General features: G+C 72.1%; 11 protein-coding genes. 7 read left to right on the top strand and 4 right to left on the bottom strand.

Features of this window, described 5'->3' with window-relative positions; all coding sequences use genetic code 11:
- Window positions 1-32 precede the first annotated feature (32 nt).
- Window positions 33-863: a class I SAM-dependent methyltransferase gene (locus D1350_RS19270; RefSeq protein WP_125777670.1), complete on the bottom strand. Its 831-nt coding sequence runs from the start codon at window positions 861-863 to the stop codon at window positions 33-35.
- 186 nt (window positions 864-1049) lie between these two features.
- Between D1350_RS19270 and D1350_RS19265 the strand changes: the two genes are divergently transcribed.
- The 5 genes from D1350_RS19265 to rpsA all read left to right on the top strand — a co-directional run bounded on the left by D1350_RS19265 (window position 1050) and on the right by rpsA (window position 8307).
- Window positions 1050-2699 carry an ABC transporter substrate-binding protein gene (locus tag D1350_RS19265; protein WP_125777669.1) on the top strand — a complete coding sequence of 550 codons (1650 nt, stop codon included), beginning with the start codon at window positions 1050-1052 and terminating at the stop codon, window positions 2697-2699.
- 154 nt (window positions 2700-2853) lie between these two features.
- A complete protein-coding gene (locus tag D1350_RS19260) occupies window positions 2854-3861 on the top strand; it encodes an ABC transporter permease (protein ID WP_125777668.1) in 1008 nt (335 codons plus the stop codon).
- A complete protein-coding gene (locus tag D1350_RS19255) occupies window positions 3858-4814 on the top strand; it encodes an ABC transporter permease (protein ID WP_125777667.1) in 957 nt (318 codons plus the stop codon). The genes D1350_RS19260 and D1350_RS19255 overlap by 4 nt, the downstream gene beginning before the upstream one ends.
- A complete protein-coding gene (locus tag D1350_RS19250; RefSeq protein WP_125777666.1) occupies window positions 4811-6547 on the top strand; it encodes a dipeptide ABC transporter ATP-binding protein in 1737 nt (578 codons plus the stop codon). Before D1350_RS19255 ends, D1350_RS19250 begins: the two co-directional genes overlap by 4 nt.
- 266 nt (window positions 6548-6813) lie before the next feature.
- Window positions 6814-8307: a 30S ribosomal protein S1 gene (gene rpsA, locus D1350_RS19245; RefSeq protein WP_125777665.1), complete on the top strand. Its 1494-nt coding sequence runs from the start codon at window positions 6814-6816 to the stop codon at window positions 8305-8307.
- A 104-nt stretch (window positions 8308-8411) separates the two neighbouring features.
- Here the strand turns inward: rpsA and D1350_RS19240 are convergent, their stop codons facing one another.
- Window positions 8412-8906 (bottom strand): hypothetical protein, encoded by a 495-nt coding sequence (locus D1350_RS19240; RefSeq protein ID WP_125777664.1) that lies wholly within the window; start codon window positions 8904-8906, stop codon window positions 8412-8414.
- Window positions 8907-8958: 52 nt separating this feature from the next.
- Here D1350_RS19240 and D1350_RS19235 point away from each other — a divergent pair, with 52 nt between their 5' ends.
- Entirely contained in the window at window positions 8959-9516 is a 558-nt protein-coding gene (locus D1350_RS19235) for an NUDIX domain-containing protein (RefSeq protein ID WP_125777663.1), read from the top strand.
- A 17-nt stretch (window positions 9517-9533) separates the two neighbouring features.
- On the opposite strand, the gene D1350_RS19230 is transcribed toward D1350_RS19235, so the two are convergent.
- The gene (locus D1350_RS19230) at window positions 9534-11474 is read right to left on the bottom strand and encodes an ABC transporter ATP-binding protein (protein WP_420807825.1); all 1941 of its coding nucleotides are present in this window, start codon (window positions 11472-11474) and stop codon (window positions 9534-9536) included.
- 119 nt (window positions 11475-11593) lie between these two features.
- Here D1350_RS19230 and D1350_RS19225 point away from each other — a divergent pair, with 119 nt between their 5' ends.
- Window positions 11594-12067, top strand: a complete 474-nt coding sequence (locus D1350_RS19225) for a MarR family winged helix-turn-helix transcriptional regulator (protein ID WP_125777662.1) — start codon at window positions 11594-11596, stop codon at window positions 12065-12067.
- Here D1350_RS19225 and D1350_RS19220 read toward each other — a convergent pair.
- Complete coding sequence (locus D1350_RS19220) at window positions 12064-13728, bottom strand: thiamine pyrophosphate-binding protein (protein ID WP_125777661.1); 1665 nt, start codon at window positions 13726-13728, stop codon at window positions 12064-12066. The two genes, D1350_RS19225 and D1350_RS19220, sit on opposite strands and share 4 nt — an antisense overlap.
- Between the last annotated feature and the right edge of the window lies 1 nt (window position 13729).

Genomic DNA, 13729 nt, shown 5'->3' with positions numbered 1-13729 from the left:
CCGGGCACAGCGCGGACCGGCAGCCGGGCCGTTCAGTCCTTCGTGGTGACGAACACCGCCGTGCCCGGGAGGTAGGCGCCCCGCTCGGGACCCCACCCGCCCCAGGTCTGCTCGTTCCAGGCGGGCCACTCGGGCTCGACGAGGTCACGCAGCCGCAGCCCGGCCGCCGCCACGTCGCGCACGTGGTCGCCGACGGTGCGGTGGTACTCCGCGTAGAGCACGGTGCCGTCGTCGGACGCCTCGACGTAGGGGCGCCGGTCGAAGTAGGACCGGGTCGCCGTGAGGCCGGCCCGGCTGGGGTCGTCGGGGAAGGCCCACCGGACCGGGTGCGTCACGGAGAAGACCCAGCGCCCGCCGGGCCGGAGCACGCGAGCGGCCTCGTGGTGGACCTGGACCGCGTCCGGCACGAAGGGGAGCGCGCCGAACGACGTGAAGACCACGTCGAAGGACGCGTCGGCGAAGGGCAGGGAGCGGGCGTCGGCCTGGACGACCGGCACCCGGACCCGGGTCGCGGCGTTGAGCTGGAGGGCGCCGGCCAGCATGCCGGCGGACACGTCGGTGGCGACGGCGTGCGCCCCCCGCACGGCGACGAGCCAGCGGGCGCACTGGGCGGCGCCGGCGCCCACCTCGAGCACGTCGCGGCCCGCGACCTCGCCCAGCAGGCCTGCCTCCGCCTCGGACAGGCCCTCGGGGCCCCAGCGGAACCCGGCGTCGCCCAGGAAGTCGCCGTGCTCCTCGAGGTACTCCCCGGCGTTGGCGTCCCACCAGGCGCGGCCCGCCGAGCCGCCGTCGGCCGGGGGGACGTCGCGGTATCCGAAGGACGTGGGCTTCGGCTGGTCCGGGGGAGCGGCGGGGGAGCTCATCGCCACATCATCGCCGGTGACGACGACGGGTGCCGCCCCGTACCGACCGTCACGAAATGGTCACGATTGCCCCGGAGTACTCGGCCGAAACACATATGCAACCTCTGCGTCCTTACAGTCGGGGCCAACGTCATGCACGAGCGGTCCTCGATCGGGGATCCGCCGTGCCCGAGGAAGGAGAGTGCCATGCGTCTGCGCGCACCAAGCCGACTGACCGGCACCGTCGCACTGGCCGCTGCGCTCGCGGTCGCCCTCACGGGCTGTGTCGCGAGCGAACGTGAGCAGGGATCCGGCGAGGAAGCCACCGGCAAGGACACGTTCGTGTTCGCCGGCTCGTCCGACCCGGCAACGCTCGACCCCGCGTTCGCCAGCGACGGCGAGACGTTCCGGGTCGCGCGTCAGATCTTCGAGGGCCTCGTCGGCGTCGAGCCGGGCACGGCCGACCCCGCCCCGCTGCTTGCCGAGACCTGGGACATCAGCGAGGACGGTCTGGAGTACACGTTCCACCTCAAGGAGGGCGTGACGTTCCACGACGACACGGACTTCGACGCCGAGGCCGTGTGCGCCAACTTCGAGCGCTGGAAGAACTTCACCGGTCTTGCCGCGACCGAGAGCCTCTCGTACTACTACAACGCCGTCTTCGGCGGCTGGGGCGAGGACAGCAAGTACGAGTCCTGCGCGGCCTCCGAGGCCACGACCGCCGTCGTCACGCTCAACGCACCGGTCCCGGAGCTCGTCGCTGCGCTCTCGCTCCCCGCGTTCTCCATGCAGTCGCCCACCGCGCTCGAGGAGTTCGCGGCGGACGAGGTGCAGGGCACCGAGGACGCTCCGCAGCTCACCGAGTACGGCAAGGGCCACCCGGTCGGTACCGGCCCGTACACGTTCGTCGAGTGGAAGACCGGCGAGAGCGTCACGCTCGAGGCGTTCGACGGCTACTGGGGCGAGATCGCGGACGTCAAGAGGATCGTCTTCACGGTCATCCCCGACGGCACGGCTCGCCGCCAGGCGCTCGAGGCCGGTGACATCGACGGCTACGACCTGGTCGCCCCTGCCGACGTCGACGCGCTCACCGAGGCGGGCTTCACGCTCCACCAGCGTCCCGCGTTCAACATCCTGTACCTGGGCATGAACCAGGCGGCCCCGCCGCTCGACAACATCAAGGTCCGCCAGGCGATCGCGCACGCGGTCGACCGGGAGGCCCTGGTCCAGGCGACGCTGCCCGAGGGCACCGAGGTCGCCACGCAGTTCGTGCCGGAGTCGGTCTCGGGCTACAGCGAGGACGTCACCACGTACGACTACGACCCCGAGAAGGCGAAGGCGCTCCTCGCCGAGGCCGGCGTCACCAACCTCGAGATCGAGTTCAACTACCCGACCGACGTGTCGCGCCCGTACATGCCGGACCCCGCCGCGTACTTCGAGGCGATCTCGGCCGACCTGGAGGAGGTGGGCATCACCGTCAAGGCCACCGCCGCCCCCTGGAACCCCACCTACCTGGACACCATCCAGGGTGGCGCCGGCCACGGCCTGCACCTGCTGGGCTGGACCGGCGACTACAACGACACCTACAACTTCATCGGCACGTTCTTCGGTGCCGCGTCGAACGAGTGGGGCTTCGACAACGCGGAGATCTTCCAGGTCATCGACGAGGCGCGCAACGCCCCCGTCGAGGAGCAGGAAGCCGCCTACAAGGAGGCGAACGAGGCGCTGATGGACTTCCTCCCCGGCCTCCCGATCGCGAGCCCGGTCCCGTCGCTGGCCGTCGCGCCCGGCGTCGAGGGCTACCCGATCTCGCCCGTGCAGGACGAGGTCTACAGCGTCATCACCTTCACGGAGTAACCTCCGCGAGGACGTAGCATCGATGCCCGTGCCCGGCGACCGCCGTCGGGCACGGGCATCGCTCGTCCCACCGGCGGGGCGCACACGCCCCGCAGACCCGAACAGCCGGGCCGCACCCCATGGCCCGCAAGACCGACAAGGACCCGACGACCACATGCTCAGACTCGTCGTGCAGCGGCTGCTGCTGCTGATACCGCTGCTACTGGGGCTCTCGGTGCTCCTCTTCGCCTGGGTCAGGGCCCTGCCGGGCGGGCCGGTCACCTCCATGCTCGGTGAGCGCTACACGCCCGAGGCCGCCGCGCGCATCGAGGCTGAGATGGGTCTGGACCAGCCGGTCTGGGTCCAGTACGGCAAGTACCTCGCCCGCCTGATCGAGGGCGACCTCGGCACGTCCCTCCGCACCGGCCGCCCTGTGCTGGAGGAGTTCCTCACCCGCTTTCCCGCCACGATCGAGCTCACCCTCGTGGCCCTCGTGCTCGCGATCGGCATCGGCATCCCCCTGGGCTACGTGGCCGCGCGCCGCGCCGGGTCGGTCGTCGACCACGCGTCCGTCGTGGTGTCCCTCATCGGCGTCACGGTGCCGGTGTTCTTCCTGGCGTTCATCCTGAAGTACCTGTTCGCCGTCGAGCTCGACTGGTTCCCCTCCGCGGGGCGTCAGTCGGTGACGATGGTGGCCACGCACCCCACGAACTTCTACGTGCTGGACGGACTGCTCACCGCCGAGTGGGACGCCGCCTGGGACGCGATGATGCACCTGGTCCTGCCGGGGCTCGCGCTCAGCTCGATCCCGCTCGCGATCATCGCGCGCATGACCCGTGCCGCCGTGTCCGAGGTGCAGAACGCCGACTACGTGCGGACCGCCCGTGCCAAGGGCATCAAGGCCTCGCGCCTGCGCTCCGACCACATCATCCGGAACGCGATGCTGCCGGTCCTCACGACGATCGGCCTCCAGGTGGGCCTGCTGCTCTCGGGCGCGGTCCTCACGGAGACGGTCTTCGCCTTCAGCGGCATCGGCGGCTTCCTCGCGGAGGCCGTCTTCAGCGCGGACTATCCCGTCCTGCAGGGCTTCGTCCTGCTCATCGCGGTGGTCTACGCCCTCGTGAACCTGATCGTCGACGTGTCGTACGGGCTGATCGACCCGCGGCTGAGGAGGCAGCAGTGACCGCCAACGAGCTTCCCCCTGTCGAGGGCGCGCCGGTCGCGCCGCTCAACATCCACGAGTCCGCCGTCGAGGGCGGCGACCACTCCGGCGAGGGCATCTGGGCCCGGGCCTGGCGCACGCTCCGCAAGAACCCGGTGGCCATCGCGGGCTTCGTCATCGTGGCGGTGTTCCTCGTCGTCGCGCTGCTCGCGCCCCTGCTGGCACCGTACGGCGCGCACGCGCTGCCCGGCCGCGGCGAGATCCGGCCCACGCTCATCCCCGGCCCGTCGGCCGAGTACCCGCTCGGTCTCGACCGCTACGGCGGCGACGTCCTGAGCAAGCTGATCTGGGGTGCCCGGGCGTCCCTGCTCGTGGGCGTGCTCTCCACGCTGTTCGGCCTCGCGGGCGGCGTCGCTCTCGGCCTCCTCGCCGGCTGGTTCGGCGGCTGGGTCGACGTGGCCGCGATGCGCCTGGTGGACCTGATGCTGTCCGTCCCGTCGCTGCTGCTCGCCGTGTCGATCGCCGCGATCGCGGGCCAGTCGCCGTCGTCGGTCATCATCGCCATCGCGGTGGTCCAGGTACCGATCTTCGCGCGGCTGCTCCGCGGGTCGATGCTCGCCCAACGAGGGCAGGACTACGTCCTCGCGGCCAGCGCGCTGGGCCTCACCCGTGGCTCCGTCACGATGAGCCACGTGCTGCCCAACAGCGTGGGACCCGTGATCGTGCAGGCGACGCTGACGCTCGCCACCGCCGTCATCGAGGCCGCCGCGCTGTCCTTCCTCGGCCTGGGCGGCGGCGAGCCGAGCACGGCCGAGTGGGGCCGCATGCTCACGGCCGCGCAGAACGAGCTGGCGGTCGCACCGCGCCTGGCGATCCTGCCGGGCATCTGCATCGCCGTCACTGCCCTCGGCTTCACCCTCGTGGGCGAGAGCCTGCGCGAGGCCCTCGACCCGCGGAACAGGACGCGCCGATGAGCGACACGACCACCACCACAGACGAGCTCGTCCTCCGCGTCGAGGACCTGTCCGTCGACTTCCGCACCGACTCCGGGCCCGCGCGCGCCGTGTCGGGCGCGTCCCTCGAGGTCCGCCGCGGCCAGACCGTGGCGATCGTGGGCGAGTCCGGCTCGGGCAAGACCACGCTCGCCATGGCGGTCCTCGGCCTGCTGGCGAGCAACGGCGAGGTGGCCCAGGGCCACATCTGGTTCCGCGGCGAGGACCTCGGCGCGGTGAGCCCGCAGCGCTTCGCGCAGCTGCGCGGCACCGAGCTCGGCCTCGTGCCGCAGGACCCGATGACCAACCTCGACCCGATCATGCGGATCGGCCGCCAGATCGACGAGGGCCTCATCGACAACGGGCTCCGCTCGCCCCGGGACGCGCGTTCCCGCACGGTCGAGCTCTTGGAGGAGGCCGGGCTGCCCGACGCCGCCCGGCGCGCCTCCCAGTACCCGCACGAGTTCTCGGGCGGCATGCGCCAGCGGTCGCTCATCGCGATGGGCCTGTCCGGACGCCCTGCCCTCCTCGTCGCGGACGAGCCCACCTCGGCGCTCGACGTCACGGTGCAGCGGGGCATCCTCGACCAGCTCGCGGGGCTGACCCGCGACCTCGGCACCGCGGTGCTCCTCATCACGCACGACCTCGGCCTCGCGGCCGAGCGCGCCGACGTCGTGGTCGTCATGTACCGCGGCGAGATCGTGGAGCAGGGGCCCGCCCGCCAGGTCCTGACCGCGCCGCAGCACGAGTACACCAAGCGCCTCATGGCGGCGGCCCCGTCGCTCGCCTCGCGGCGCATCGAGATCGCGCGCGAGCGCGGGCTCGACGACGTGCTCGACGACGCCCTGCTCACCCACGGCGCCGAGGCGACGGACGAGCCCGGGGCGACCACCCCGTCGTCGGGCAGCGCGGAGGCGCCCCTCGTGTCCGTGCGGAACGCGACCAAGGTGTTCCGCATCCGTGGCCACGGGCTCCTGAGCCGAGGGCGCGACTTCACCGCCGTCCAGGACGTGACCCTCGACGTGCCGCGCGGCGGCACGGTCGCCGTGGTGGGGGAGTCCGGGTCGGGCAAGTCCACGCTCGCGCGGATGATCCTGGACATCGAGAAGCTGACGTCGGGGACCATCGAGTTCGACGGTGCCCCCGTGGGTGGCACGGACGCGCGCTCTCGGATCGCGTACCGCCGGCGCGTGCAGCCGGTGTTCCAGGACCCGTACTCGTCGCTGGACCCGATGTACTCGGTGTTCCGCGCCATCGAGGAGCCGCTGCGCGCCCACGGGTACGGCGACGCCGCGACCCGGCGGGCGCGTGTCGAGGAGCTCGCGGAGCAGGTCGCGCTCGGGAAGGGCGTGCTGCGCCGGTTCCCGTCCGAGCTGTCGGGCGGGCAGCGTCAGCGCGTCGCGATCGCGCGGGCGCTCGCGCTGTCGCCGGAGCTCGTGGTCTGCGACGAGGCCGTGTCCGCGCTCGACGTGGTGGTCCAGGCCCAGATCCTGCGGCTGCTGGCGCAGCTCCAGGAGGACCTCGGCCTCACCTACCTGTTCATCACGCACGACCTCGCGGTGGTCCGCCAGATCGCCGACCGGGTCGTCGTGATGCAGGACGGGCGGGTGGTCGAGGAGGGCACCGTGGACGAGGTTTTCGACGCGCCGAAGACGGCCTACACGCGCGCTCTGCTCGACGCGATCCCGGGCAGGGACCTGGAGCTCGCGCTCTGATCCGGAGGGGCGTGCGCGGTCGACGTGACATGGCGCACGCCCTCCGGAACGCTTTCACGTTGACCCGCGCAACGGAGTCTCGTTAGGATGTTCCGCGGTGCAGTGCGCCCGCGCCTACTCGTCTTCCAGGCCCGGTCTTCCTCGGTGCTGCGGACCAGATTCCCCGGTTCGTGCCTCTCAGGACTTCTTCGTCGGACGTCGGGACGCAGCGTACTCGCCGTGACCCTGTCCGCACTACGTCCTGTCCGCATCGGAGCATCTACTCAATGACCATCTCCACCCCTGCGAAGTCCGCACCCCAGGTTGCCATCAACGACATCGGCACCGCGGAGGACTTCCTTGCTGCTGTCGACGCCACCATCAAGTACTTCAACGATGGTGACATCGTCGAGGGCACGATCGTCAAGGTTGACCGCGACGAGGTTCTCCTTGACATCGGTTACAAGACGGAGGGTGTCATCCCGTCCCGGGAGCTCTCCATCAAGCACGACGTCGACCCCGGCGAGGTCGTCTCCGTCGGTGACGCCGTCGAGGCCCTGGTCCTCCAGAAGGAGGACAAGGAGGGTCGCCTGATCCTGTCCAAGAAGCGCGCTCAGTACGAGCGTGCCTGGGGCACGATCGAGAAGATCAAGGAAGAGGACGGCGTCGTCACCGGCACCGTCATCGAGGTGGTCAAGGGCGGCCTCATCCTCGACATCGGCCTGCGTGGCTTCCTGCCGGCCTCCCTCGTGGAGATGCGTCGTGTCCGCGACCTCCAGCCGTACGTCGGCAAGGAGATCGAGGCCAAGATCATCGAGCTCGACAAGAACCGCAACAACGTGGTCCTGTCGCGTCGTGCGTGGCTCGAGCAGACCCAGTCCGAGGTCCGCTCCACCTTCCTGCAGACGCTGCAGAAGGGCCAGGTGCGCCCCGGTGTCGTCTCCTCGATCGTCAACTTCGGTGCGTTCGTGGACCTCGGCGGCGTCGACGGTCTCGTCCACGTCTCGGAGCTGTCCTGGAAGCACATCGACCACCCGTCCGAGGTCGTCGAGGTGGGCCAGGAGGTCACCGTCGAGGTTCTCGACGTCGACTTCGACCGCGAGCGTGTCTCCCTGTCGCTGAAGGCGACGCAGGAGGACCCGTGGCAGACGTTCGCCCGTACGCACGCCATCGGTCAGGTTGTGCCCGGTAAGGTCACGAAGCTCGTCCCGTTCGGTGCGTTCGTTCGCGTCGAGGACGGCATCGAGGGCCTCGTGCACATCTCCGAGCTCGCTGTGCGTCACGTCGAGCTGCCCGAGCAGGTCGTCACCGTCGGTGCCGAGGTGTTCGTCAAGGTCATCGACATCGACCTGGAGCGTCGCCGCATCTCGCTGTCGCTCAAGCAGGCCAACGAGGGCGTGGACCCGGAGTCCGAGGACTTCGACCCCGCGCTCTACGGCATGGCTGCCGAGTACGACGAGCAGGGGAACTACAAGTACCCCGAGGGCTTCGACCCGGAGACCAACGAGTGGCTCGAGGGCTTCGAGACCCAGCGCGAGGCGTGGGAGGCGGAGTACGCGAAGGCGCACGAGCGCTGGACCGCGCACCGCAAGCAGGTCGCCGAGGCGCTCACCGCCGACACGGAGGCCACGAGCGAGGGTGCTCCGGCTGCCGCTGGCGGCGGCGGCGGCGGGGGCGGCGGCTCCACGACGTACTCCTCGGCTCCGGCCCAGGAGGCGACCGGCACGCTGGCCTCGGACGAGGCGCTCGCCGCGCTTCGCGAGAAGCTCACCGGCAACTGAGTCCCGTCGCACCTGCGGAGGTCTGACCGCCGCGGGACGTGACCGCTCATGACGGACGGCCCGTCACCCTTCGGGGTGGCGGGCCGTCTCGTCGTGCGGTGACGCTAGGGCGCGACGAGAAGATCCACCACCCCGCGCGTGTGCGCGGTGACGTCCGTGATCTCGTCGAAGATGGTCCCGTCGAGCGAGCCGCCCAGCACGAGCGTGAACCGGGTCAGGTACCGGACGCCGTCCAGGTCGACGTGGGGCAGGCGGGCGGCGACGTCGTGTCGCGCGCGGACCGCGACGTCCCTCATGCCCCGCAGTGCCGTGGCCTCCAGCGGCCGGGTACTCATCGCCACGACGTCGACCTCGTGTTCCGCGAGCGTGCTCCGGCAGGCGGCGACCAGCAGGAGCTGACTCGTGCAGCCGGCGAGGTCGGGGTAGGTCTCGCCCACGCCGACCCCCGGGTACGCGAGGACGAGGCAGGGCGCCGCGGGGTCGAGGGCGCGGCCCGAAGCGCGGACGGCCTCGCGCGCCGCGTCGAGCTCAGCCGGTGTGGCTCGGCGGCGTCGTGCGTGCAGGTCTTCCTCCGCTGCGTTGGCGCTGGTGGTGCCCATGACTGACCTCCCTGGCCGACGGCGGTGGACGTCGCGACTGTAGCGTCGGGGCATGACCTGGCGCACCGTCTCCTCCCGCACCGCCTACGAGAACCCCTGGATCAGGGTCCGTGAGGACACCGTGCTGCGGCCCGACGGCGGCGAGGGGACGTACGGAGTGCTGGAGGTCCGCCGGCCGTCGGTGTTCGTCGTCGCGCTGGACGACGACGACCGGCTGCTCCTCGTGACCGTCGACAGGTACACCACGGGGCCGGGATCGCTCGAGGTGCCCGGTGGCGGCACCGACGGCGACGCCCCGCTGGACGCCGCGCGACGCGAGCTGCTGGAGGAGACCGGACTCGAGGCCGCCGAGTGGACGCCGGTGGGCCGCATGGAGGCCCTCAACGGGATCGCCGAGGCGCCGGAGCACGTGTTCCTCGCACGCGGCCTGCGTCCGGCGGTGACGCCGGCGGGTGCGGTGGCCGCGAGCCAGGAGGAGGAAGGGATCTCGGACGTCCGCTGGGTGCCCTTCGGTGAGGCGCTGGGCCTCGTCGCCGCGGGCGAGGTCCGGGACGGCGAGACGATCGCCGCCCTGGCCCTCGCCGGGATCCACCTGGGGCGGTTCGCCTGAGGCCGTGCGCCGTGACCTCACGGCAGCGCTGCGGTCCCCGCCTCGGCCCGGGGTGACTGGTCCGCGAACTGCGTGCGGTACAGGTCGGCGTAGAGCTCGTTGCGCGCGAGAAGCTCGGCGTGGGTGCCCTGCTCGGCGATCTTCCCGTCGTCGAGCACGACGATGAGGTCCGCGTTCCGGACCGTCGACAGCCGGTGGGCGATGACGAGCGAGGTGCGGCCGGTGAGGGCGTGGTCGAGGGCGTCCTGGACCGCTGCCTCGGACTCGGAGTCGAGGTGCGCGGTGGCCTCGTCGAGGACCACGACGTCAGGTGCCTTGAGGAGCAGCCGGGCGATCGCCAGCCGCTGCCGCTCGCCGCCCGAGAGGCGGTAGCCGCGGTCGCCGACGACCGTGCGCATCCCCTCGGGGAGCGACGACACCAGGTCCCAGATGCGGGCCTGGCGCAGCACCTGCTCGAGCTCCGCGTCGGTGGCCTCCGGGCGGACGTAGCGCAGGTTCTCCGCGACGGAGTCGTGGAAGAGGTGAGCCTCCTGGGAGACCACGCCGACCGTCCCGCGGAGCGAGGCGAAGCTGACGTCGCGCAGGTCCTGGCCCGCGATCCGCACGCTCCCCGACGTCGGGTCGTACATGCGGGTCACCAGCTGGGAGACCGTGGTCTTGCCGGCTCCCGACGGGCCCACGAGCGCCACCATGGCCCCGGCGGGGACGGTGAAGCTGACCCCGCGGAGCGTGTCGGTGCTCGGGTCGCTGCGTACCGTCGCGACGGACTCGAGGGAGGCGAGCGAGACCTCGTCGGCGCCGGGGTACCGGAACGTCACGTCCGCGAGCTCGACGCTCGCGCCGTGCGCGGTGACGGCTGCGCGCAGGTCGGCCGCGTCGTCCTTCTCGGCGACGGTGGGCTCCAGGTCGAGGACCTCGAGCACCCGCTCGAAGCTCACCAGGGCCGTCATGATGTCGACCTGGACGTTCGACATGGCCGTGAGCGGGCCGTAGAGGCGGCCCAGGTACGCGGTCATGGCGACGACGACGCCGATGGTCAGGGTTCCGGCGATGGCCTGCAGACCGCCCAGGCCGTAGACCGTGGCGATGGCCACCGAGGCCACCGTGGTGAGGCCGACGCGGAACCAGGTGGAGTAGAGCGCCGTGCGGACCCCGAGGTCGCGCAGCGAACGTGCGTGGTCCGCGTACTGGGCGGACTCGCGTGCCGGGTCGCCGAACACCTTGACCAGGTGGGCGCCCGCGACGTTGAACCGCTCGTTCATCAGCTGGCCGAGGTCGGCATTGAGCTCGTACCCCCGGTGCGTCAGCGCGGCGAGCCTGCGGCCGAACCATCGTGCGGGGAGCACGAAGACCGGTACCAGCACGAGCGAGAGCAGAGTCAGCTGCCACGACATCGAGAACATGGCGGCGAGCGTGAAGACGATGGTCAGGGCGTTGGACACCACGGTCTGCAGGGTCGACGTGAAGGCGCGCTGCGCGCCGAGCACGTCGCCGTTGAGACGCTGCACGAGGGCGCCGGTGCGGGTGCGGGAGAAGAAGGCGAGCGGCATGCGCTGCACATGGTCGAAGACCGCGGTGCGCAGGTCCAGGATGAGTCCCTCGCCGACCTTGGCGGAGATCCACCGCTCGGCGACGGAGAGCCCGGCTGCCACCAGGGCGAGCGCCACGGCGCCACCGGCCATGGTGAGGACCACGCGGGTGTTGCCCTGGGCCACGCCGTCGTCGATCAGGTGCTTGAAGAGGAGGGGGGTCGCCGCGCCGGCCGCGGCGTTGATCGCCAGCAGGACCAGGAAGAAGGCGAGCTGCCCGCGGTAGGGGCGGGCGAAGGTGAGGATGCGGCGCAGGGTGCTGCGGCCGAGGTGGTGGTCCCTGACGGACGAGTCCTGGGTGAAGGACCGCATCGAGCGACCGCCACCCATCCCGCCGCCACGACCGCCGCCGTGGGTCATGTGTTCCATGCTCATGTGTGTGCCTCCCGGGCGTGGGGAGCGAATGGATCGCCGGGCACCGGGGCGCCGCGACGATAGTGAGCATAACTCATCATGTGGTTGGCTCACAAGAATGATATCGTGTGCCCATGGACACAACCTCGGTGCACCCGACGGCCCGGGACGAGGCGGGGGAGCTGGTCGAGCTGCTCCACCTCGCGTCGCGCCGCATGCGCCGTCAGGAGGACTCGGAGGACCAGCGGCCGGGCACCTCGCCCGGCCAGCTGCGGCTCCTGCGGTTCCTCGCGCACACGCACGGGCCCGTCCGGGCGGCGGACGTCGCGGCGCGGCTCGAGATGGCGCCTCGGTCGGTGACCTCGAAGGTGGACCAGGCGGAGGCCGACGGCTACGTGCGCCGGGTCCCGGACCCGGGCGACCGCCGGGCGCGGCTCCTGGAGCTGACGGAGGCGGGGCGCGAGGTCGTGGAGAGCCAGTGGCAGCGGCGGCGCGCGGGGATCGCGGGCCGGCTCGACCGGCTGAGCCCCGTCGAGCGGGCGATGCTGCTGCAGCTGCTGCGGGTCGTCGTGGACGACCCGCGGCCAGGGGCCGCCGAGCGTCGCTAGTGGGTGCGGTTCGCCCGCAGGATCTCCTCCTGATAGGGGGCCACGACGGAGGACGAGATGCGGCAGTCGAGCAGCAGGAAGCGACGGTCCTCGACCGGCTCGGCGGTCCAGCCCGCGACGCGGTCCAGGTCGCTGAGGGACCGCACCACGACCCCCTCCGCCCCGACGGCGGCGGCGAGCGCGGCGAAGTCCGTCTCGGGGATGCGCATCGGCTCCTCGGTGATGCCCTGCCGTCCGTAGACGTGCACCTCGGCGCCGTACGCGGCGTCGTTCCACACGACGGCGATGCCGCGCCCGCCCGCGGTGCGGACCGCGGTCTCCAGGTCGGCGAGCGCCATGAGCCCGCCGCCGTCGCCGGTGGTGAGCACGACGGCGTCGTGCGGGCGCGCCGCAGCGGCCCCGGCCACGCTGGGGAAGCCGAGCCCGATGGACTGGTAGGCGGTGCCCACCATCACCATCCGGTCCGGGGAGGCCACAGGCCAGTACATGTTGGCCCAGCCGATGAAGTGCCCGCCGTCGGAGACGACGACGCGGTCGGCGGGCAGCAGCCCGGCGAGGTGGTGCGCGACCGCCCTCGGGTCCAGGCGTCCGTCGGGCGCCATCCCGTCCGCCGGGCCCACCTCGTAGGCGCGGGCCACGGAGAGGTCCACCGACTCGCGCCAGCCGGACGGCGTCGCGTCGAGCGTGCGGAGCTCGTCCATGAGGCCGCGGGCCACGATCCCGGCGTCGCCCCGGACGAACCCGCCCACGTGCCGGTGGGTCGCGGCGGGGGCGATGTCCACCTGCACCACGTGCGTCCCGGGGGAGAAGAGCTCGCCGAAACGCATGGTGAACTGGTTGAGCGACGCGCCGAGCACGACGGCGACGTCGGCCTCCCGCACCAGCGCCATCGCCCCCTCGGCGCCGAACCCGCCCGCGACGCCGAGGTCGTACCGGGCGTCGGGGAAGACGCCGCGACCCAGCGCCGTCGTCACTGTCAGGGCCCCCGTCGCCGCCGCGAGCTCGCCGAGGGCCTCTCCCGCGCCCGCGAGCCACGCGCCGCGGCCCGCCAGCAGGAGGGGCCGCTCGGCGGCCGCGAGGTGTTTGGCGAGGTCCGTGATGGCGGCCGCGTCGAACGGGCCCGCGGGCGACATCGGGCCGGGCAGCGAGGGCGTCGGGGCGTCGGGGACCGGTCCGGCCTCCAGCGCGGCGACGTCGTAGGGGATGGCCAGCACCACGGGGACCCGGTAGGTCAGCGAGTGCTCGATGGCGATGATGCTGGTGGCCGCCGCGTCCGCGCGGCCCACCGTGTACGTCCGGGCGCCCACGGCGGCCGCGAGCGCGATCTGGTCCACGTCCCAGGGGCGCGGGCCCGACGTCGGCTCGTCGCCGGCCAGCAGCACGAGCGGCACCCGGGCGGCCGCGGCCTCGGCGAGCGCGGTGAGCGTGTTGGTGAAGCCCGCGCCGTAGGTGGCCGTGGCCGCGGCGATCCGGCCCGACGCCCGGAAGTGGGCGTCGGCGGCGACCACACCGCCGGCCTCGTGGCGCACGGCGGTGAACCGCGCGGTCGTCGAGCGCGTCAGGTCGTCGAGGAACCAGGCGTTGCCGTTGCCCATGACGCCGAAGACGTGGTCGACGTGCTGGGCGAGGGTACGGGCGACGTGGGCGGAGACGGTGGGCACG

The sequence above is a fragment of the Antribacter gilvus genome (assembly GCF_003946865.1).
GTDB classification, from domain to species: Bacteria; Actinomycetota; Actinomycetes; order Actinomycetales; family Cellulomonadaceae; genus Antribacter; species Antribacter gilvus.
The sequence above is the reverse complement of the archived record's forward strand: the minus strand, read 5'-3'. Positions and strand labels throughout refer to the sequence as shown.

Coding starts and splice junctions, on each gene's coding strand:
- D1350_RS19240 (WP_125777664.1), bottom strand. CDS start 8,906: ATGGGCACCACCAGCGCCAACGCAGCGGAGGAAGACCTGCACGCACGA.
- D1350_RS19260 (WP_125777668.1), top strand. CDS start 2,854: ATGCTCAGACTCGTCGTGCAGCGGCTGCTGCTGCTGATACCGCTGCTA.
- D1350_RS19270 (WP_125777670.1), bottom strand. CDS start 863: ATGAGCTCCCCCGCCGCTCCCCCGGACCAGCCGAAGCCCACGTCCTTC.
- D1350_RS19250 (WP_125777666.1), top strand. CDS start 4,811: ATGAGCGACACGACCACCACCACAGACGAGCTCGTCCTCCGCGTCGAG.
- rpsA (WP_125777665.1), top strand. CDS start 6,814: ATGACCATCTCCACCCCTGCGAAGTCCGCACCCCAGGTTGCCATCAAC.
- D1350_RS19225 (WP_125777662.1), top strand. CDS start 11,594: ATGGACACAACCTCGGTGCACCCGACGGCCCGGGACGAGGCGGGGGAG.
- D1350_RS19230 (WP_420807825.1), bottom strand. CDS start 11,474: ATGGAACACATGACCCACGGCGGCGGTCGTGGCGGCGGGATGGGTGGC.
- D1350_RS19265 (WP_125777669.1), top strand. CDS start 1,050: ATGCGTCTGCGCGCACCAAGCCGACTGACCGGCACCGTCGCACTGGCC.
- D1350_RS19235 (WP_125777663.1), top strand. CDS start 8,959: ATGACCTGGCGCACCGTCTCCTCCCGCACCGCCTACGAGAACCCCTGG.